Annotated in this window: 17 protein-coding genes; 11 read left to right on the forward strand and 6 right to left on the reverse strand. The window is 45.8% G+C overall.

The window, feature by feature from the left end; translation table 11 throughout:
• Positions 1–142 precede the first annotated feature (142 nt).
• The 3 genes from RID09_RS19220 to RID09_RS19230 all read left to right on the forward strand — a co-directional run bounded on the left by RID09_RS19220 (position 143) and on the right by RID09_RS19230 (position 8,228).
• Positions 143–898 carry a Uma2 family endonuclease gene (locus tag RID09_RS19220; RefSeq protein WP_446337528.1) on the forward strand — a complete coding sequence of 252 codons (756 nt, stop codon included), beginning with the start codon at positions 143–145 and terminating at the stop codon, positions 896–898.
• A 266-nt stretch (positions 899–1,164) separates the two neighbouring features.
• A complete protein-coding gene (locus tag RID09_RS19225; protein ID WP_446337529.1) occupies positions 1,165–6,936 on the forward strand; it encodes a GAF domain-containing protein in 5,772 nt (1,923 codons plus the stop codon).
• A gap of 65 nt (positions 6,937–7,001) precedes the next feature.
• Positions 7,002–8,228: a VWA domain-containing protein gene (locus RID09_RS19230; protein WP_446337530.1), complete on the forward strand. Its 1,227-nt coding sequence runs from the start codon at positions 7,002–7,004 to the stop codon at positions 8,226–8,228.
• On the opposite strand, the gene RID09_RS19235 is transcribed toward RID09_RS19230, so the two are convergent.
• The 3 genes from RID09_RS19235 to RID09_RS19245 are packed head-to-tail and all read right to left on the reverse strand — an operon-like array spanning position 8,206 to position 10,617.
• A complete protein-coding gene (locus RID09_RS19235; protein WP_446337531.1) occupies positions 8,206–8,829 on the reverse strand; it encodes a hypothetical protein in 624 nt (207 codons plus the stop codon). The genes RID09_RS19230 and RID09_RS19235 overlap by 23 nt on opposite strands.
• Positions 8,830–8,865: 36 nt before the next feature.
• Entirely contained in the window at positions 8,866–9,285 is a 420-nt protein-coding gene (locus RID09_RS19240; RefSeq protein WP_446337532.1) for a hypothetical protein, read from the reverse strand.
• A 12-nt stretch (positions 9,286–9,297) separates the two neighbouring features.
• Positions 9,298–10,617 carry a hypothetical protein gene (locus tag RID09_RS19245; protein ID WP_446337533.1) on the reverse strand — a complete coding sequence of 440 codons (1,320 nt, stop codon included), beginning with the start codon at positions 10,615–10,617 and terminating at the stop codon, positions 9,298–9,300.
• Positions 10,618–11,388: 771 nt separating this feature from the next.
• Between RID09_RS19245 and RID09_RS19250 the strand changes: the two genes are divergently transcribed.
• Together RID09_RS19250 and RID09_RS19255 are read left to right on the forward strand one after the other, a co-directional pair.
• Positions 11,389–12,348 (forward strand): GAF domain-containing protein, encoded by a 960-nt coding sequence (locus RID09_RS19250; protein ID WP_446337534.1) that lies wholly within the window; start codon positions 11,389–11,391, stop codon positions 12,346–12,348.
• A 182-nt stretch (positions 12,349–12,530) separates the two neighbouring features.
• Positions 12,531–12,821, forward strand: coding sequence for a hypothetical protein (locus tag RID09_RS19255; RefSeq protein WP_446337535.1), 291 nt, complete (start codon positions 12,531–12,533; stop codon positions 12,819–12,821).
• Between the two features lie 139 nt (positions 12,822–12,960).
• Here the strand turns inward: RID09_RS19255 and RID09_RS19260 are convergent, their stop codons facing one another.
• Positions 12,961–14,592 (reverse strand): histidine kinase dimerization/phosphoacceptor domain -containing protein, encoded by a 1,632-nt coding sequence (locus tag RID09_RS19260; protein ID WP_446337536.1) that lies wholly within the window; start codon positions 14,590–14,592, stop codon positions 12,961–12,963.
• 384 nt (positions 14,593–14,976) lie between these two features.
• Here RID09_RS19260 and RID09_RS19265 point away from each other — a divergent pair, with 384 nt between their 5' ends.
• From RID09_RS19265 to RID09_RS19285, 5 genes are all read left to right on the forward strand, one after another.
• A complete protein-coding gene (locus RID09_RS19265; protein WP_446337537.1) occupies positions 14,977–15,117 on the forward strand; it encodes a hypothetical protein in 141 nt (46 codons plus the stop codon).
• Positions 15,118–15,134: 17 nt separating this feature from the next.
• Complete coding sequence (gene mgtE / locus RID09_RS19270; protein WP_446337538.1) at positions 15,135–16,532, forward strand: magnesium transporter; 1,398 nt, start codon at positions 15,135–15,137, stop codon at positions 16,530–16,532.
• Between the two features lie 59 nt (positions 16,533–16,591).
• On the forward strand, positions 16,592–18,229 hold the full coding sequence (locus RID09_RS19275) for a WD40 domain-containing protein (protein ID WP_446337539.1): 1,638 nt from the start codon (positions 16,592–16,594) through the stop codon (positions 18,227–18,229).
• 141 nt (positions 18,230–18,370) lie between these two features.
• A complete protein-coding gene (locus RID09_RS19280) occupies positions 18,371–18,961 on the forward strand; it encodes a hypothetical protein (protein WP_446337540.1) in 591 nt (196 codons plus the stop codon).
• A 226-nt stretch (positions 18,962–19,187) separates the two neighbouring features.
• Positions 19,188–19,745, forward strand: coding sequence for a hypothetical protein (locus RID09_RS19285; protein ID WP_446337541.1), 558 nt, complete (start codon positions 19,188–19,190; stop codon positions 19,743–19,745).
• A gap of 86 nt (positions 19,746–19,831) precedes the next feature.
• On the opposite strand, the gene RID09_RS19290 is transcribed toward RID09_RS19285, so the two are convergent.
• Both RID09_RS19290 and RID09_RS19295 read right to left on the reverse strand, forming a co-directional pair.
• Complete coding sequence (locus RID09_RS19290; protein WP_446337542.1) at positions 19,832–20,635, reverse strand: PhzF family phenazine biosynthesis protein; 804 nt, start codon at positions 20,633–20,635, stop codon at positions 19,832–19,834.
• An 85-nt stretch (positions 20,636–20,720) separates the two neighbouring features.
• On the reverse strand, positions 20,721–21,623 hold the full coding sequence (locus RID09_RS19295; RefSeq protein WP_446337543.1) for an Rpn family recombination-promoting nuclease/putative transposase: 903 nt from the start codon (positions 21,621–21,623) through the stop codon (positions 20,721–20,723).
• Positions 21,624–21,842: 219 nt separating this feature from the next.
• Here RID09_RS19295 and RID09_RS19300 point away from each other — a divergent pair, with 219 nt between their 5' ends.
• Positions 21,843–21,995 carry a hypothetical protein gene (locus tag RID09_RS19300; RefSeq protein WP_446337544.1) on the forward strand — a complete coding sequence of 51 codons (153 nt, stop codon included), beginning with the start codon at positions 21,843–21,845 and terminating at the stop codon, positions 21,993–21,995.
• The last annotated feature ends 22 nt before the right edge of the window (positions 21,996–22,017 follow it).

A 22,017-nucleotide genomic window follows, 5' to 3' on the forward strand; every position in this document is an offset into this window, starting at 1 on the left:
TAGAAGATTGAGGAAAGGGCGACCCAATCGTCTGTAGGGGCGGGTTTTACAGATAATATGCAAGCCAAAAGGGGTAACTTATGTAAACCCGCCCTGTTTCTGGAGTTTTTTATTGTTCTTACCTACTTAGTAGTTGGAAATCATGTTTCAAACCGACCCGCCTCAAGACCCGAAAAAAGTTTTGCCCACAATGTATGAGCTCAAGAGTGAAGACCCAGAGGAATCTGGTTTGCCTGACAAATATCATTTACTACAAGCGCGTTTCCTTGAAGATACATTCTATCCTCCCAACTACCCAACTGATCGCATTTTTGTTGCCAGCGATTTGAATCTTTACTACAATCCACGCCAACCCAATTGGTACAAACGCCCCGACTGGTTTGCTGTAGTGGGGGTTGATAGACTCTACGAACAACGGGATTTACGAATGAGCTATGTGGTGTGGCAAGAAGAAGTTAATCCCTTTGTCGTGGTAGAACTGATTTCACCGGGTACTGAGAAAGAAGACTTGGGACAAACGCTGCGGGAAGCGAATCAACCGCCAACAAAGTGGGATGTCTATGAACGGATTTTGCGTGTTCCCTATTATATAGTGTTTAATGGTCGCACGAACCAGCTAAGAGCGTTTCAATTAATGGGTAGTCGCTACACCGAGTTAGACGTTAGCGAACCGCGTGTGTGGATGAACGATATTCAGCTAGGGTTAGGACTGTGGCAGGGTTTCTATGGGGAATGCGATCGCATCTGGTTGCGTTGGTATGATGCACAGGGTAACTGGATTTTGACTCCCTCAGAACGAGAACGACAAGGAGTAGAACGAGAAAGGCGACGGGTAGAGAGGTTGGTTGAACAATTGCGATCGCTTGGTGTTGAACCGGATTTGGATTTGGATGTTTAGGGGTTTTTTGATTTAGCATAAACTCCCCCAAACCCCCACGACAAGTTAAGAAAGAATAAGTTTTCACCGCTGGGGAAGAAGCTGCGGATTTTTAAAGCTTTTGGCAGTATAAAGAATAAGGATCTGCCAAAGAATGCAGCTTGGCGGAAATAGCCCTACAGTTAATAAAGAGGTGAAAAAGTAAATACCATAAACTTGAGCGCCTTGGAGCCTCCTATCTTGGAGTCTGTTTGTACCAGCTACAGCCTGCACCCTACCCAATCATTATGCAGCCTGACACCACTCCCATCACCTTACCTGCTTTAGATTGTTTCATCGACTATCATCCCCTAAGTATTAATGCTCAAGGAACCCTAGCTGAAGCGATCGCGTTATTAAATCAAGGACAATCCTTGTCGGGGTACAAGTTTGGGCAAATTGCCAGAGAACCGGAATTTTCACGTAGCTGCGTCTTGGTGACTGAAAACTCGGCGTTGATTGGCATGGTGACAACGGGAAAACTGATTGAACTGATCCTAGCTGGGGTGAATTTCCAAGACACCACGGTGGCTGATGTGATGGTGCGATCGCCTGTTACCTTAACCCTATCCGATTCCTGTCATCTTTTTTCGGCATTATCCCTATTCGATTGCTATTCGATTCATCATCTCCCGGTTTTGGATGAGAAGGGTCAGCTTATCGGTATAATCACATCCAATAGTATTTGTCAAGGGTTACCTGCCCTGAATTTGCTCCAGTCGCAACCTGTAGCGGCGACAATGACGACTTCTGTGCTGCAAGTCCCGTTAACCACCTCTATCCTGGAACTGGCAAAACAGCTAATCGAGGCTAAGGGAAATTGTGCGGTAGTGATTCCGGAAACGGACATGGGGAATGAAAGCAATGGGAGAGAGTTTCAAAAGAGTGCGATCGCGAAAAACTCATCCTCGGTTTTTGCTAATTCTATACCTGTAGGATTAATTACAGAACATGATTTAATTCACTGTTTGCAACTGTCAGTATTTGGACTGGATTTGTCAAAAACGCCAGTTTCTATGGTGATCAAAAAACCTCTGTTTAGTCTCCATCCCGATGATTCATTATGGCAGGGACTTGAACAGATGCGGCAAGTCGGACAAATCCCTCAATTAGTCTACCAATCTCCGGAAAACCTCCTCGGTATTTTTACTCCAACTGACATCATAAAAGCCCTTAACCCCCTCGCACTGCTAAATCAAGTTGAGCAATTACGAGCCACCATTAGCCAACAAGCCAGCCAACTTCAGCAAACCATTCATGACTTAAGCCAAGCCGAAACGACTCTAGAAAATAGCCATAAGCGTTTGCAATTAATTCAGAAAATTGCCAGCACTCCCACATCAAACGGGAGAGACGGGCAAAGTGAATTCGGTGAGTTGACAGACAGAGACTCAGCCTCCCCTTGTCTTCCCTCCTCCTCATTAGCCGAAATTCCCCGCGATCATCCAATTGAGCCGCCTCAGGTTGCCCATATCGTCAAAACAGCTACAGAACGGCTGGAGTTAATCCTCCGCGCCTCCCAGGATGGATTTTGGGACTGGAATATGATGACTGGGGAAATCTATTTCTCTTCCCGATGGAAAGAAATGCTGGGTTACGCCGATTGGGAATTACCCAATGAATTAGCCTCTTGGGAGAAAGTAATTTTTGACGAGGATCGGATTGCCGCCTTAAAACTGATTGAAGACTATAACAGTGGTAAAGTTTCTCGCTTCCAAGCCATCCAACGCTTCCATCATAAAAACGGCTCAACCGTTTATGTTTTGTCCCGGGCGATTCACCAGAAAGATGCAGCCGGTCGAGTGATCCGCATGGTGGGGACTCATACCGATATTACCGATCGCAAGCAAGCTGAGGCAATCCTACAAGCCGAGTATTCCTTTAAAACCCAGCTAATTGAACGGATGGCAGAAGGGGTTTGTGTCTGCCATAGTATTCAGACGTATCCCTATATCCGATTTACGGTTTGGAATCAGCAGATGGTGGAGATTACCGGGTATACCGTTGAGGAAATCAACCATCGGGGCTGGTATCAGACATTCTATCCCGATCCGCAAAAACGAGCTAAAGCCATCAAGCGGATTGCTCAGATGCAACGAGGGGAGGATTTAATCGGCGAGGAATGGGAAATCATTTGTGCTGATGGGAGTAACCGCATAATATCGCTCTCCACATCCAGAATCGAAACCCCAGAGGGTCAGAGTCATATCTTAGCCTTAATTCAAGATGTGACGGATCGCCTGAACGCTGAAACCAAGTTGCAGCAACAAGCCGAACGGGAACGGTTAATTCGAGCGATCGCGCTGCGGATTCACCAGTCGTTGGAATTGGAGGACATTCTCCATACCACGGTGACTGAAGTGCGACAGTTTCTGCAAACGGATCGAGTATTAATTTATCGCTTCAATCCCGATTGGAGTGGAGTGGTAGCGGTAGAGGCGGTTGAATCACAAGAGTTATCGGTATTGGGACAAACCATTTATGACCCTTGCTTTGGTGAGAAATTGGCTGAGCGTTATCGACAGGGTAGCATTCACTTCGTTGAGGATATCTACACCGCCAACATTCAACCCTGTTATCAAGATTTTTTAGCCGGTTTACAGGTGAGGGCAAACTTAGTCGTACCGATTTTACAAGGTACCCGATTGTGGGGGCTACTGATTGCCCACCATTGTCATTGTCCCAGACATTGGCAAACCGTTGATATTGACTTACTTCAGCAACTAGCCACCCAAGTCGCGATCGCGATTCAACAGTCTGAATTGTATCAGCAGTTATCCACAGAACTAACTGAACGTAAACAGGTGGAAACCGCACTGCGACAGCAAGCCGAACGGGAACGGTTAATTAGTGCGATCGCCTGTCGCATTCGTCAGTCGTTGGAATTGAAAGAGATTCTTAACACCACGGTGACAGAAGTGCGGCAGTTCCTGCAAACGGATCGGGTGTTAATTTATCGCTTCAATCCCGACTGGAGTGGCGTGGTAGAAGTCGAGTCTGTCACCGTGAACGAGTTATCGGTATTGGAACGCACAATTTTTGATCCCTGCTTTGGTGAAAAGTCGGCGGTGCGTTACCAACAGGGTTATATTCACACCCTAGATGATATCCACACCGCTAACATTGAACCCTGTTATCGCAACTTTTTAGCCGATTTACAGGTGAGGGCAAACTTAGTCGTCCCGATTCTACAGGGTGCTAAACTGTGGGGACTGCTGATTGCCCACCACTCTCATCTGCCCAGACATTGGCAGTCTCAAGAGACAGAATTGCTGGTGCAACTCGCCACTCAAGTCGCCATTGCTGTACAGCAATCGGAACTGTATCACCAAGCCCAGGCAGATTTAACCGAACGCCAACAAGCAGAAGCTGCATTACAACAGCAACTCCAGCGCTCACTACTGCTCAAACAAATTACCCAAGACATTCGCCAAAGTTTAGACGCGCAACAAATTTTCCAAACCACCGCCACTCAAATTGGTCAAGCCTTTCGCGTCAACCGTTGTGTGATTCATACCTACGTCGAAGAGCCTTCCCCACAAATTCCGGTTGTGGCTGAGTACTTAGAGCCCGGTTACTCATCCATCCTAGATGTAGAGATTCCCACTCAGCAAAATCCTCACATTCAGCAGGTGTTAGCCGCAGATCGCGCGATCGCCTCGAACAATGTTTACGAAGATCCCTGGTTACAAACTGCTACTGTTGTATGTGACCAGGTTAACCTGAAGTCTATGCTCGTCGTGCGGACATCCTATAAGGAAAAACCCAATGGCGTGATTTGTCTGCATCAGTGTGATCAGTTTCGTCAATGGAGTCATGATGAAATTGAATTACTCGAAGCCGTTGCCGATCAAGTGGGGATTGCCCTTGCCCAAGCCCAACTCCTGGAACAAGAAAAGCGTCAACGCCAGCAATTATCCGAACAAAACCTTGCTTTAGAAAAAGCAAAACACTTCGCCGAAGCCGCCAACCGTGCCAAAAGTGACTTTCTCGCAACCATGAGTCATGAAATTCGCACGCCGATGAATGCGGTAATTGGCATGACGGGACTGCTGTTGGACACGCCACTGACTCACGAACAAGTCGAATTTGCCGAAACCATCCGCCACAGTGGTGAAGCCCTGCTGACGATTATTAATGATATTCTCGACTTCTCCAAAATTGAGTCCGGCAAACTGGAGTTGGAGGAACAACCCTTTAATCTGCGAACCTGCATTGAGGAATCTCTTGATCTGCTGACTCCCAAAGCAGCAGAAAAGGGGATAGAACTGGCGTATCTGTTTGATCCCCAAACCCCCAGCACCATTCGCGGCGATATTACCCGACTGCGCCAGATTATCGTCAATTTGCTGAGTAATGCGCTTAAGTTTACCCATACCGGAGAAGTTACGGTTTCGGTTTCGTCCCAGGCGGTTAGTCCCCAATCACTAGACCACCTCTCCACGAATCACAAGGAACAACAGTATGAAATTTTGTTTGCAGTTAAAGATACGGGGATCGGAATTCCCCAGGATCGTTTAGATCGTTTATTTAAGGCTTTTAGTCAGGTCGATTCTTCCACCAGTCGCCACTATGGGGGTACAGGATTGGGGTTGGTGATATCCAAGCGGTTGAGTGAAATGATGGGGGGCAGAATTTGGGTGGAAAGTGAAGTGGGGAAGGGTTCGATCTTTTACTTCACCATCATTGCCCCAGTCTGTCAAATTGATAATCCCAGTCATTTGGATCTCAGACAACCTCAGCTTGAAGGCAAGCGGATGTTAATTGTGGATGATAATGCCACCAATCGCCGCATTTTAACCCTACAAGGTCAATCTTGGGGTGTGGTTACCCGTGCAGCATCATCAGGGGGTGAGGCATTAGGCTGGCTACAGCAAGGTGAGACATTTGACTTAGCGATTCTGGATATGCACATGCCCGGAATGGATGGGGTAAATCTCGCCTCACAGATACGCCGACAGCCCCAGGGGAAAGAGATTCCCCTGGTTATGTTAACCTCAATCGGCAAGCCGGAAAATAGTTGTCAACTGGATGAAGCCAAGTTCTCGGCGTTTCTGACTAAGCCGATTAAGCAGTCCCAACTCTATAATGTGCTGATGGACGTATTAGTCGGTCAGCCGGTGAAAGTGCGCTCAGCCTGTGAGATTTCACCGACGATCGATCCGTATATGGGGTTAAACCTGCCGTTGCGGATTCTTTTGGCGGAGGATAATGTGGTCAACCAGCAAGTGGGGTTGCATATTCTGGGGCGCATGGGATATCGGGCGGATGTAGCCGCCAATGGGTTAGAAGTTCTCGAAGCATTGCGCCGTCAGTCTTATGATGTGGTATTAATGGATGTGCAGATGCCGGAAATGGATGGTTTGACCGCGACTGAGCGTATCTGTCAGGAATGGTCACCCCAAAGCCGTCCTTATATTGTGGCAATGACAGCTAATGCCATGCGAGGCGATCGCGAAACCTGTTTAGCCGCAGGTATGGATGATTATATCAGTAAACCGATTCGGGTTGAGGAACTGGTGCGAGCGTTGAAGGGGGTTCCAGAACAATCCAAGAAGCCAGAAAGAGGGCAGAGGCTTCCAGGGAAGGAGCAAGGAGGCAAGGTAGAAGGACATAATCACGGTTTAAACGGACATGATGTTATTGATGCCCAAGCTTTTCAGCAATTGTGCGATATGGTCAAAGACGATCATGTCTTAATCCAAGTTATTGATAGTTTTTTGGAAGAAGCCGCCCAGTTATTGGGGGTGATGCACCAAGCACTGGATTCACAGAAAACCACACTTTCACCCCAGACGCTAACCACTTGTCAACAATCTGCTCACAGTCTCAAATCGACCAGTGGCACTGTTGGGGCAATTTACCTGTCTGAACTGTGTAAGCAGTTAGAAAGGGTCAACATTAAAGCTGAAACGGATAATCCACTAACGTTAGTCATTAATCTATTGACACAAATCGATCAGGAGTATGAACAGGTAAAGGTGGCGTTACAAAATAAACGTCAGCTTTTGATGTGTTGACTCTTGAAGTGCGGAGTCTGGGATATAATAACTCAATCAGCAGACCCTAATTAACTCTAAAAACAATGACCCAGCCAGAACGGCTACGCCGTTGGCGACTTCTGTTAGGGAGTGGAGACGCCGATGGTATTTGCCAGGGGAATGGTGAGACAGAAGCAGCAGGTTCCTTCAGCCTAACTCAAACTGACCACGCGATCGATAATGCCCTAAGCGCCCTCTACGATTCTGACCGCAGTGGCGGACTCGGTAGTTCTTCCCCCAATGTTGCCCGTTGGTTAGGCGACATTCGCACCTATTTCCCCTCATCAGTTGTGCGGGTGATGCAAAAAGATGCCTTAGAACGCCTTAACCTACAACAAATGCTGCTGGAACCGGAACTGCTAGAAGCCGTTGAGCCGGATGTTCATCTTGTGGCGAATCTGCTATCCCTCAGCAGTATTATGCCAAGCAAAACTCAAGAAACCGCCCGCCGCGTGGTGCGTCAGGTGGTTGAAAAATTGCAGGGTGAACTAACCAACCCCACCCACCAAGCCATAATCGGTAGCCTCAATCGTGCCATTCGCAACCGCCGTCCCCGCCATAATGAAATCGACTGGAACCGCACTATCCGCGCTAACCTCAAACATTACCAACCTAAATACGGCACCATTATCCCCGAAATCCTAATTGGCTACGGACGCAAACGCAGTTCCTTACAAGATATTATCCTCTGCATCGACCAAAGCGGTTCCATGGCAACTTCTGTTGTGTATGCTGGAATCTTTGGGGCGGTGCTAGCCTCTCTCAGGGCAGTACAAACCCGAATTGTCGTATTTGATACTTCGGTCGTAGATTTAACCGACGCAGCACAAGACCCAGTAGATTTACTCTTTGGCACTCAACTGGGAGGCGGAACAGATATTAACCGCGCCCTCACCTACTGCCAAGGACTGGTGCGCCGCCCTCAGGAAACTATTTTAGTGTTAATTAGTGACCTATATGAAGGGGGAAACCGGGAAGAAATGCTCAAGCGCGTGGCTGCACTGCTGGGATTAGGAGTTCAGTTGATCACGTTGCTTGCCCTCAATGACGAAGGTGCGCCCATGTATGATCATTGGGTAGCTGAGAAACTCGCTGGATTGGGTATTCCGGCGATGGCTTGCACACCTAACCAGTTTCCAGATTTAATGGCAGCAGCAATTAAGCGGCAAGATATCACTCAATGGGCGGCAGCACGGGGTATGGTGACAATGGGGAGTGAATCTGTAGTAAGCCGCAGGGAAATTGATATTACTGAATCCGTGGACAGTTGAGATCAATTAAATATCCCCCTGCTTCAAGCACAAAATCATCGAAATCATCATCACTCCCGACTTCCACCTGTCCTCCATCTTCCCAAGACACGCGAGTCCCTGTAATATTGCCACTTCTCCCCCCGGCTAAACTACCATTAAACCGAGCAAAGTTTTGGGTGGAAAGAATACTGCGTCGGGTTTGACCGGTAGGGCTCACCGATTCGAGGAAGAAAATATAGCGGTTATTGGCTTTAAACTGAAACTCGCTGAATCGATTGGGTACAGTTCCCCCCTCAACTGTTCCGACAAAATCTGATCGAGTCCCCAGATCATTTTGACCGCGAGAGGTTTCCACAGACTGGTTTGTGCCAAAAGCATCATAGGGTTTGGCTTCCTGAAACAGAATCCTTTCTTCTCCGGTTGTTTCATTCCGCACACCCAAGGCGGCTTGGTAAGATCCGTGAGATTGCAGGAACTCAAATTCCACAATCGTATCCTCTGGGAATTGGATCGCCCGATTATCAAAGATATCCTGGGCTTGTACAGGTGTTGCCAATGTACCCAATAATCCACTCGCGATCGCGCCAATTAACCAATGTTTGCTGTAGAGTTGTTTCATTGCCAATTCCCTTTATTTTCAAAAAACCTCAAAACTTTACCATCCCAACAGCGCCGGATTTGATTGAGATCGGGTAGCATCTTGTAAGGTGACCCGTAATGCTTCGGCTTCGGTTCTGAGTTGTTCTAACTGCTGACAAGCAACAGGTACTGGTAACATTTGTGTATCCGGCTCTCGGGCATAACGACGCACATCTGCGGCATTTTGCTCAAGTTGCGCGATCGCGGCGTTGCAGGTTTGAAAAGCGTCGGCTGATTCTTGGTTCAACTGTTGCACTCTCTCTAGTAACGCCGGATCTAAGCCGCCATCGGTTTCAAATAGGGGTGCAGTATTATTCCAAATATTCGTCCCCGTAATATCAGAATAACTGCGGTCAGCCCTGGCGGGCATCGCGGTTAAAATACTAGCAACCATCGCTGAAATGGGGACAACCAGAACAAATTGAATTTTACCCATCGGTTAATTCCTCTAAAAACGCAGTGCTGTTCCAGCACCAATAACAAATCGGGCTTCATCACCCGCACCCGCAACATCGCGCACGGCGGGGGTAATCACAAAGGGAATATTTCTAAAGGGGGCGATGGACAACCCCAAGCCTAAATCTTGCCCCGTCCATTCAGCAATAAAACTGATGGGACGCGCCACTCGCAAGGCAATATTACCGAAAACGTTAATATTGTTAACCCCATCATCTACTGCACCATTAGAACGAAATTGTCCATCACCCACACCAACAGTAACAGCGATGCGACTGAATGCTTGGTCAAGGGATTCTTGGGTGCGGAAAACTTTAGTAATTACTCCATATTTTGACTGTTCAAAATCGTTGCGCGTGATATTCAAAAAGCCATTCCAACCCAAAGCAGCGGATAAATCTTGTGCAAACCGACGATGAAGTTTGGCATTAAAGCCACCATCTCCGAAGTTGTCGTCTGTGGTTTCTAAAGCATAGGAAAGTTCAACGCCCACGGCTTTATCCGCATTACCCACGCCAATCCCGACACCGCCTGTACCAACAGAACCGTCATCATCGCGCACCGTGGCTTGGTAGCTACCATTGAGAAATAGAGTATTGCGATCGGCACCATATCCCACGGGAATATAAATGCTTAACGCTGGTGACGCGCCAAACTCTTCAAAAGGTTCGGGTATCACTAATGGCGCAACAGGTTGGGGACGAGGACAACGGCGAGGAGTTCCAGCTTGAGCGAGTTGATAAGAGGTACTTTCTCCAGCTAAGTCAGTATTTTCAGTCGATTGTTCTAGACAACTTACCCTTGTATTGGTAGCAGCATCTGCAACCAATCTATCCAGGTTCAGTGTTTGTTCCTGAATCGTCTCAGGATTGAGCGTCTTTGCATTTGAAAATTCTGTTCGATTCGTTGGAGTTAGTGTTGCTGTTTCATCTTCACCTTTGATTTGCCCTGTTTCTGGAACAACAGGAGGAGAGGTCAGATCAGTTTTAGGTAAGGAGTTCGTGGTGGTTTTTTGGGAAAACACTTGTTCTTCTAATTGTTCAATAGTAACAAGGGATTGACTGACTTGAGGAGTAATGTCAGACAGGTTGCCATTAGTATTAAACGTTTCTAAAGGAAAATTATCAGCATCTGAAGTCTCACCTGCTTGTGCAGTTAAGCCTCCAGCTAAAATTACGGTCACGGTAAAAACTGCTAAACTGGGAGGGCGCATAATTTTCATCTCACCCGAACTGAGTCGGAATACATAAGGGTTGATAAGTAGGCGTAGATGTTCCCCCAGAAAAGTCTTGCCTTCTCTCCTGTAATTCATACGAGATTCCTGAACAAGATCCGGAATCAACAGGTTGTGAAGTCAAAAATCAACAGTAATACCAAATCCGCCTTCATTACCCCATGCAAGAGGAGGCGATTGAATCGCTGCTACAAAAACTTTCGTCCGCCTGCGCGGACTAGGTTATAACGGGGGTAGCTAACCCGGATTTAGTATAAAACGGACAAAAATGAAGAATTTGCTAGGCAATTTATGGTTTTTACTCGCCGTTTTGACTAATTAACGTAATGTATTTTTTATAGTTCAAGAAAACTCTGTTTTTTAGTCAAATTCCCAGATCAGCAGGTTGGTGGCAATCCATGCCCCTATGTTACATTATGTAAATTTTCCTCAATCCTTACTCCTCACAGATGACCAATAGCGTAAAGATTTCACACGAATCGTAGTAAAAGGAACAGATAGCATTCTAATCTAGGATTAGAGCAACCGTTCAGATGGATACCAGTCAGCTTCTCTGGTTAAATCAAAGATGATAACGGAAGCTTGCACAGAAATGTTCAACAAACCTGTCTCAGTCTTAATCCGGATGGAACGCCAGCGATACCCACCAAAGCATCACGGGCAAGACTTTGGGTTAGAGACAGTTAACCCCTGATTAAAGAACGAAAGATTTTTTCCAACCAAAAAGCGACTCAAGCAAGGTGTAACCGACAAACACACTCCCTTGCTTCGTTACGTCACCTACTTGTAAACCTATATGGAGGCGTGGCATTATTTTCCGATTATAATCTTTGATTAAACGGGAGAGGAATGCCACGAAGAAAGATGATTCGGTCATTTAGTGTGCATCCCCAGTCTATTCCCACAGTCAAACAAGCTTGGCGCAATAAGAGTCATGGACGCGATCGCGAACTAGCAGAAGCACTAGGACTATCCTTAGATACCTTAAATCACTTTCTCAAAGGACAACCCGTTAAAGGACTAAATTTTGTCGAACTTTGTCAGGTTTTAGAATTAGACTGGCAGAACGTAGCTGGCTTAGATAGCCAGCCGGATCTGGTTTTTGACTCACCGCTTGAAGTGGGGAAGTTCCTAGCTTACTCCTACAGCAATGGGATTAGTGCGGTTGACCAAGCCTTACAAACACTGGTGAGAACACTCTGTCAACTCTTGGGTCGTCTCACCCGCAAAGTAGGGAGTTTGCTTCGTGCTGATCGCACCAGTATTTTCTTATTGGATCGAGAACGACAAGAATTAGGTTCACTGATTGCCGAGGATGGAGACGGTGGTAGTCTCTTAATTGATATTCCTGCTGACAAAGGAATTGCCAGTCTCGCCGCCTTTTCCTTAAAAGTGATTAACATTCCCTTTGATGTCTATGATGATCCGCGCTCCGAGATGGCGCAGAAAACGGATCGCCGCACCGGATACCGCACTTATACAATTCTGGCTTGGCCCCTATTAAACGAGCAAAAAGATCTGGTAGCGGTGGTGCAATTACTTAATAAGTTAAAGCCAAACTACCAGCCGGAAGATGATCTACTCAAGAAGATTGATCCTCGTGGCTTCACCTCAGACGATGAAGTCCTATTTGCCAAGTTTGCCCCTTCGATTCTCCAGATTATAGAACGATGTCAATTTTGTTACCAACTTGCCCAAAAACTCCGGGAAACGACTGATATTAAACCCGGTAGTTTGCGAGAAGTTGAATTGGTCGAGCAACTTCAGCGACAAGAACGACAGTTACAGAAACATCTCCAACGGATCTAGAGGGAATAAGGGCAGCAGGGGTTGTAGAGACGTGCCATGGCACGTCTGGGAGGGATGGGATCAACATCCTCAATTTTGACTTAATATTTATTTACAAACAAGGTAAACCGATCAATATTCCTGAAAGTTGGATGAGTTTGAGTAGCTATTAGTGTAACTCTAAAGTCTTTAACTCTTTAGTCATGAAATTTTATCCTCTGACCCCGGTAACGAAAAAAAATCAGTTCAGTGCGGGATTATTATTGCTGGTTCTTTTCTCTTCTGGATGCAATAATCAACTCGATGCATTAACTACCCAAACTTGCGCTGAGGCAGAAGCGGCTGTTGCTGAAGCCCAGCAGCAATTTGAGCAAGTTAAGGATAAATTAGTTAACTCAAGTCAGTCAGATAATCAGACGATTGATACCTCTATATTGCAACACCTGCAAGAAACGCAAGAGTACGCTTTTGAAATTTGCGAACAAGGAGGATAGTTAAACTATAGATATTCAGGTAATGTTTTCGGCGAGAAACACGAGCTTATCCGGCATTGAAAAAATAAAATAACTTTTTCTCAAGCTCGGAAAATAGAAAGTTTATTGGTAAGATGGATAAGAATAAACTATTAGAGCATTAAAAATTAATTTCAAAGACTGTGTGAGGGGCTTTCTTTATTTCAAGTCTACCATTAAGTTGTGCGACTAAAGCGTAAACCAATTGTAATCCTAATTTTTTCGGTGAATTAAAGTCAATCAATTCAGTTTTTGTCGGCTTGGTATTGCCCACTATTAATTTAATTGTGTGACTTTCTGTTTTATGGGAATGAATTTCAATCCAAATGTGCCCTTGGCGTCCGTTGTTTCTCAAAGCATGTTTTAATGCGTTAGAAATTAGTTCATTGAGAATCAATCCACAGTGAATTGCGGTAGATAAATCAAAATTTATTTGTTGATCAACATTGAGTTTTACAATAATAGATTCGGGATGAATAGTATAGGTTTGAATCAGATGATAGGTGAGATTTTCGATATAATTGAGAAAATTAATCCGCTCCAAGTGATCGACTTGATAGAGTTCCTCATGGATAAGAGCCATGGATTTGATTCGGTTCTGATTTGCCTGGAAGAGTGCGAGAATCTCAGGATCATCAATTTGCTGGGATTGTAGATCAAGCAAGCTAGAGACAAGTTGCAGGTTATTTTTTACGCGATGGTGAATTTCTTGGAACAGCACTTCCTTTTGCTGTAAAGAAATCTTAAGCTGATCCTCGATATGTTTGCGCTCGCTAATATCCATTGCCGCGCAGGTAATTCCTTCGATGTCTCCGATTGAGCTGCGTAAGGGTTCGACCGTTAAATCGTAGTATCGCTGTTTACCATGAATGGTAAGGGATACTTGATCTCGCATTCCTACTCCACTGCTGAGTACACGTTGCTTAATGGAGATTAACCGTTGCGCTTCTTGGGGGGCTAGGAGTTCGCTGTCGGTTTTTCCTAAGATAGTATCCACTTCGCCATCAGAAACCGAATTGTAGACCCAAGTGTAGCGTAACTGATGATCTTGATTAAACACCACCAAGGGTGCATGTTTGAGCGCCGTGCGGAAGCGAGTTTCACTTTGCCGTAGTGCTTCTTCTACCTGTTGACGTTCCCTCAATTCACATTGTAACTTAGCATACAGTTGGGCTTGATGAATCGCGATCGCACAATGATCAGCAATAGCTTGGACAAACTCAATATCCTCTGTGTTCCATTCCCGTGAATCCTCGCACTGGTGTAAACTAATTCCACCAATATAGGAATTTTGGTGAAGCAATGGCACAATCAAAATAGCGCGAATTTCACAATCCTGCGCCGCCTTGATTAACACCTCTGGCAAATGGGGAGTAATTTGCGGGAAAACCACAGGCTGACCCTGACTTAACTCCTGGTGGTGATACCGATAAAAATCACAGTAGACACCCAAAACACTCTCCCGTTGTGCTGTCGCTTCAGAAACGTGATGCGCCCTCATTTGCGACTCATCATCCGGTCGAAAAATCAAACAGCGACTGACATTGAGCGTTTCATGGAGTTGATCGACTGTGGTTTGGAGAATATTTTCCAACACCAACGTACCCCGCATCGCTTGAACAATTTGGTTGAGTAATGTCTGTCGGGAGACTTGGCGTCGCAGTTCAACAAGTTCGTTTTCTAATGCGGTAATATGGGTCGAGTTAGGAGAGTCTACCTCTAGGTGAGAGTTGGATGGCTGATCAACGGACATGGTTTTCCTCGGGGAAAGGATGTAACAGAAAAAATTTGATTTTAGTTCATTAAGGCAGGTTTTGAATAGGTATCAGGAGTTAAATTTTCTCGCCTCTCTCTCAAGGCATATTGGTTCTACCCAAGATGGTATGCTAAATAAATACTTCTTAAAGAGAACTCTTAACCGACTTGGGGGGTAGGAAACTTACGCCGCAAATGTCGAGTTCCAATCAACGACTAAAAAAGCTGTAGTACTTCATCATAAATAGTGAGTTTATTTAAACACTAATATTGCATTTCATCGCGATCCCGTTGAGTTTTAGAGGACAATTTACCATTCATCCCTCATCCTTGAGTAAACAGCTAGAGACCACTTGAAGCTAAACTGAAGACTTAAGAATCCATGATCGACATCTTTGTCGGACATCGGCGGCGATGGCTAGCTGAGCGATTCTTGATTTCCTTTGCCCGGTTCAGTGAGGAACAATCTATTTCTAGAACTCTAACCATTCAACTCTTGCAATCCGGCTCTAGCACAGTATAGAAATATCCAGGCTAATTATGTCTGACTTGAGTGAAAACAAAATTCCCCTCCAGAGGGGATCGCGCAGTGAATTGCGGGAGTTAGTTCGGACTCAACTGCAAATGCTGTTGGAACAAGAAAATTTTCAGGGCGCTAAACAGGTATTAGTTCCCGTACAACCGGTGGACATCGCCGACGCAATCGAAGGATTGCCAGACGCCCTACAGGTTATCGCATTCCGCTTACTCTCTAAAGCTGAGGCGATTGAAGTTTACGAGTACCTTGACTCTAGCGTCCAACAGTCGCTGATTGAGGAATTTAAACGCCAAGATGTACTTGACATCGTGGACAAAATGTCCCCAGATGATCGAGTCCGATTGTTTGATGAATTACCCGCAAAAGTTGTCCGCCGTTTGCTTGCTCAACTGAGTCCCCAGGAACGCCAAGCTACCGCCCAACTCCTCGGTTATGGAGTCGATACAGCGGGGCGAATTATGACCCCGGAGTATATTTCCCTCAAAGAAAGCTTAACTCTGGGCGAAACCCTAGAACGGATTCGCAGTTTAGCCAGTACCACAGAGACGATTTATTATGTTTATGTCACTGATGCAGGGCGACACCTAAGTGGAATTGTCTCATTGCGGGATTTAGTCGTGTCTCCACCGGAAAAAACCCTGGGTGAAGTGATGACTCGCGATGTGGTTTGTGTGCACACGGATACGGATCAAGAAGAAGTGGCGCGGTTAATCCAACGCTACGACTTTCTAGCGGTACCGGTGGTTGATCGAGAACATCGTTTGGTGGGGATTGTCACTGTTGATGATGTGATCGATATTTTAGAACGAGAAACCACGGAAGATATTTATGCCTTAGGCGGTGGGGTACAATCCGGGCGTGATAATTACTTTCAAACCAATTTAATTACCGTTGCTCGTAAACGAGTGGTTTGGTTATTTGTGTTGTTACTGACAAACAGTGTGACTGCCACTATTATTAACTCTCAATCCGAAATTTTACAGAAAGTTGTGGCGCTTGCCGCATTTATTCCTCTGCTGACGGGTACAGGGGGGAATGTGGGCGCTCAATCTTCAACGGTGGTGATTCGTGGTTTAAACACTGACGAAATTCGCGATATGGGTTCATTGCAGGTGATCGGGCGCGAGGCAATGGCAGGAGCTATACTGGGTACAATTTTAGGAGTAGTGGCGACGGTTTGGGCATATTTACTCAGAGATGATATCAATGTTGCCTTTGCGGTGGGAACCAGTTTAGTTGCAATCGCGATTCTTGCATCGGTGGCGGGTTCGGCGTTACCCTTTCTGTTCCGTTCCCTGGGATTAGATCCCGCTTTGATGTCAGCACCGTTTATTACGACGGCGGTTGATGTGTTAGGTGTGTTGATTTATTTCAGTATCGCCAAGATGGTTCTTCTTTAGTCATTTGTCGATTTTTTTCATAATTCATCTTCGTGACATCCTCATGACATGAACAGGGAATGCTAACTCACCGTCTTAAAATTGCCGAGTGTATCTTTGTGGCTGTCTCAATCATTGGCTGGGTTGTAGCAGCGGCGTCTGGTAAAATTGTCTATGGAGCGGTTCCGTTGTCGATTACACTGTTGCTCAATCTGATCAATCGCCTACGGTTTGAGCAACACAGCCGACATCGGCTCACGGGAGCCATCGCTCAACTGCATCGACAAGTGTCCCAAGAGAGTCAATCTTTGTACCAACAGCAGCTTAATCAGGCGCTAGCATCTCTACAAGCGAAACTCCCCGACTATCTGGCTCAAATTGAGAACCCCGCTTCGGAATTAGGGGCGATCAAAATTGCACAACTTCAAGCTCGAATTGTTAGTGTAGAACAATCGCTGCGGAATGTTGTGGATTATCTCAATAGTGCTTCATTGCCACACCACATCGAGCAATTAGAAGCCGCGATCGCACAAGTCACTGCCGATATTGATAAGATACAGTACCAAATCCCTGTTGCCACCGATCCAGAACGCTCAACCCATTGGTACACAGAGGCGGGGGGTGAGCCGTCTTTATTTCCTGTCGCTTCCGAGTCGGTTTCTTCTATAAGTGATCATAGAGCCGGGGGAGCTGGGAGAGCTGGGGGAGCTGGGGAAGCTGAGGAAGCTGGGGAAGCTGGGGAAACAGGGGAAGCAGGTGGAGCCGGGGGAGAGGACTTTAGAGCTTATCCAAGTCGTTTTGTCGCCGAACCGATCATACCCGATTGGAAGTTTAGATTAACCCTAAAAGGACATCAGGATTGGATTAGTGCTTTGGCAATGAGTTCTGATGGGCAAATCATTGCTAGTGGTAGTTTAGACAAAACTGTGAAGCTGTGGCACCTAGAGACGGGTGATCTGATTCACACATTTAGTGATCATCAGCAGGGAGTTCTTTGTCTTACCTTAAGTCCTGATAGCAAATGGCTGGCGAGTGGTGGATTTGATCAGATGATTAAGGTATGGAATCTAGAGACTGGAGAATTATCCCATACCTTGAGGGGTCATAATGGTTCTGTGCGATCGCTCGTGATTACGCCGGATAGCCAAACCCTGATCAGTGCTAGTTTTGATCAAACCATTAAGCTGTGGCAATTAGAGCGGGGAGAATTTTTGCAGGATTTAGTCCAAGAAGCTGGACGATTAGCCGCGATTGGATTAACTTCAGATGGCAAAACCCTTGTCAGTGGTGGCGGAGATGGCATTATTGATCTGTGGCATTTTAATCCTTTTGATCTAGAACTGAGTCTTACAGACAATTTGAGTTCGATTCACTCCCTTGCCTTAAGTCCCGATGGGCGTCGGTTAGCCGCCGCCTGTACTGATGGTACCCTGAAGGTATGGCAACTCGATAGGGCTGAACTGGTAGAGATGTGGCAATGTCCCTGTGCACCCGCGATGTCTATTGTTTTTAGTGATAATGGGCAAAGTGCGATCGCCGCTCATGCAGACGGTACGATTAAGATCTGGTGGCTAGGAATAGATGAGCCGTTGCTTGTCTTAGGCAATAACACTGTTGGTTCTGTCGTATCCGTTGCTCTAAGTCCAGATGGTCAGTGGTTAGCTGGAGGCAATCGGGATGGTACAGTTAAACTTTGGCAGCAATTTTCAGGTTTGTAGAGGCGTGCCATGGCGCGTCTTCAGGTTTGTGTAGGGACTCTTTTCACTACTATCGTTTCCTAGCTCACAAAAGATGTAACTCACGCCCGCCCCGACTATTACTGTATTTATCCCTGTTCCCTGTTCCCTGACGAATGACAAATGACGAATGACAAACATAATTGGCTTTTTATCGCTGAATCTGTTGCTGTTGCTGTCTCATTTGTGGGAGTCGCCATAGCGGTTCTATCTGGACAGATGATTTATGGATTAGCGCCTTTAGCCATCTCCTTGTTACTCAATCTAATTAATCGCCGTCGTGTTGTCCGATTTCTTCGGCATAAGATCAGCGATCGCACTCAAATTGACAACTTAAGCCGAGATATCCAAACTTTGAGTACAGAACTTGCTCAACTGAAGCAACATCATTCTGATTTGGCTAATCTGGTATCTAGGGAGGAACTTTCTGCTGTTGTCTCTACCGTTGAGGCAATTAATGAGCAGCAAAAGGGATTGCGACGTTCTTTGGTTCCTCTACAATCGAAACTTGATGAATTGAATCAAAAATTTACCCAACGTCCAGAGTTAGAACAGATTGAGACTTTAGCCGGGATTATTGTAGCACTTAAACAAACCATTGATCAGCTTCCCCAGCCTGAGCGCACCTCCGTTGCTCTCAACCCAGAACGAGTTGAAGGATTAGAACGTGCGATCGCGCAAATCCAACAGGAACTCGAGCAACTTCAACAGTAAGCGCGTTATGAGACTTAGGCAAGGATTGGAACCCAACCTGTAACATCCGCGTCCATAGCTACCATATTGAGTTGTTAATATCCAAGAGGAACACGCCTCTGTTCACTTTGCCAATCAGTACAACCTCGTGCCCAAGTCAAAAACCCAATTACCAGAGATTCCCAAACGATGAAATCGGTTAGTTATGGATAAAAGACACCTTTCCCTCTCTACTCCCCCTACTAATATGTCACCTCTGTCCATCCTCTCTCATTCTCCGGGGAGTGTCTTGAGCTTCTTGCGCTGGGGAACAGCATTTGTCACAGCAGCATTTGCCAGTGGCTTAGTGATGACTCCTGACGTTGAGGCTCAATCCGCCACACCGCAACCAATATTTGAGAACGTAAAACTGGGGCGACGATTTTCACCTGATCCGTTGGTCATTCGCGGTATCAGTGGCGGTTCCGTTTCAACCCAAGCTGTTTCGGGTCGTACCGAAACACCAACCGGTTCTTGTATTGGGTATATTGATGAACCGCCTGATCATATCCTAGAGCTAACTTCTTTTTTCAACTATCTCAGCTTGCAAGTGGAAAGCCCTGAAGATACAACTCTATTGGTTAAAGGACCCGGCGGAAGTTGGTGTAATGATGACGCTGAAGGCAAAAATCCTGGAATTTCAGGTCAGTGGTTAGCAGGACAATATAAAGTTTGGGTTGGTTCTTTTCAAAAAGATAAGTATCATCCCTACGTGATTCGGATTAGCGAAGTTCAACTTCTCAATCCCGGACCCTCTCGACGCTGAAGCTAGGGTGTGGGGTGTGGGGTGTGGGGTATGGGGGAAACAAGGGAGATGGAGATATTAATTCAAACCCAGACTCCGCACTTCATTTAATCTGTTAAAATCAAGTCCCCACGCATGACAGTAACCGCAAGTCCTGCAAGAATGACGCGATCGCTCCCAGTATACTGTACCTTGACTACGCCTCCTCGACGGGATGCTTGATACGCTAAAAACTCATCTTGACCGATGCGGAAGCGCCAGAAAGGTGCTAGACAGCAATGGGCTGCACCGGTTACCGGATCTTCATCAATTCCTAATCCCGGTGCAAAGAAACGAGAAACAAAATCATACTCCGAACCCGCATCCGTCTGACTGGTAACAATAACATCGGAGATAGGTAAAGTTTTAAGTAAACCAAAATTAGGCTGCACTTGTCGCACCATGTCTTCCGATTCTACTTCCACCAAATAGCCCAAAGAATTCTGCAAAACTGCTTTAATCGGTACGCCTAAGGCTTGAGTAAGTTCTGGGGGGGCGGTTGTGGGTTGGGAATGATTCACCGGGAAATCTAACTCAATCCATTCACCCTGACGCTGGGCGATGAGTATCCCACTTTTGGTATAGAAACGGGCGGCGGTATCGGGGGAAAGATGACCTTCTGACCATAATACATGGGCGCTGGCTAAGGTGGCGTGACCACAAAGGGGAACTTCTACTGTCGGGGTAAACCAACGCAGATTAAAACCATCGTCTTGCGGAACTAAAAAGGCGGTTTCAGACAGATTCATTTCCTGTGCCACATTCTGCATCCAGCTATCCGGTTGGGGAGTTGACAAAACACAGACAGCGGCTGGGTTTCCAGTGAATGGAGTATGGGTGAAGGCATCGACTTGAATGATTGGCTGGTTCATAGTTTCAGCAGTCAGTGATTACCCGATCCCCAATTTATCAAAGAATTCGCGGATCTTACTGGCATCGATTTTAGACTCAAATGATTTACAGTTTCTCAATCTCTTCTCTAGTCAGTCCAGTTGCTGCTGTGATTGTGTCAAGATCAGTCCCTTGTTGTTTTAAGATTCTGGCTATGTTAATCTTTTCTTGCTGTTTGCCTTGCTCCATACCCTCTTGGATACCTTTCTCCATGCCCTCTTCTAAACCCTCCAATCTTCCCTCTGAGCGTGAACTTTCTATTAGACTGATTTCGTAGCGCCGATTTTCCATAAATCTCAGGTAGTTGGCTCTTTCTTCTTCACTCAAACTATCGACGAGTAAATTTTCCTTCGCTTCCGCTAAACCTTGGGCGGTAAATTCTTCTTTGATTTGGCTCTTTTTCAGAAAATATATCCATTCATCTAGGGTATCTTTCGCCACATCGTTAAAGTTGTTGACTTTTATCACATAATACTCTGGAAAAATCTCATAGACCTCTTGGATATTAAATAACTTCCGCTGGTTGATTGATAGACCTAATTTATCATCTAAATGAAGACTACGAAAATCTAATCTCCCTTGGTAAATATAATCATCTCCCTGTCCCAGCGAAAAGTAGACGATATTCACTGAATAGACTTTCTTGACGTTGCCGTAAGGTTCTCCTCTTTCCAGAAAGTCGGTAATTAATCTGGATGTGCCGTAGAGCATCCGATGAAAATAATCTTGCTCTGTACTATTTTGCACTTCAATGAGAATTAATTCTCCCTGGTCATTTTCCGCTAAAATATCGACTCTATTTAGCTTGTCATCCTCGGCTTGTTGATTGCTTTCACCTTCAAGTATTGATTGGATCGTGATCGGTTTCCTCAACAACTCGCTCAAGAAACCTGCCAAAACACCGTAATTGGCTTTGTTTCTCAGTAATTTTTTAATCGCCCAATCAAATCGGATGTGTGTTTGGGGCATAACGGCATCGATGGAAACGTCTACTGAATCTATTTTGACAGATTTTGTCCCATCTTGATACCTTGGATATCAAAAAAATAGAGTTGATAATTTTAAACACACTATACTGTAAAAATAAGTAGTCGGACATCTTGAAGGTCATTTAAACGCTGTACCTATGTTGGCACAGGTACAGACGGACAGCCCGATGCTGGCTCTTGGACGGGACTTTTACTTTGGATGCTCAAGGTAAGTGGGGAACCGTGGCTTTGGAGTATTCTGCCTGAGCAACTTGGAGGATTCCTGGAACAAGTGCAATGGACAAACGCTCCTGATTTAGTTGGGTCAAGCGCCAAGCATGGCGTAGAGTATTTTGGTGTGGCGATAAAATGAATTCGTCGGAAATGGACAAATT

Source organism: Coleofasciculus sp. G1-WW12-02, assembly GCF_040219735.1.
In the GTDB taxonomy this organism is placed as follows: Bacteria; Cyanobacteriota; Cyanobacteriia; order Cyanobacteriales; family Coleofasciculaceae; genus Coleofasciculus.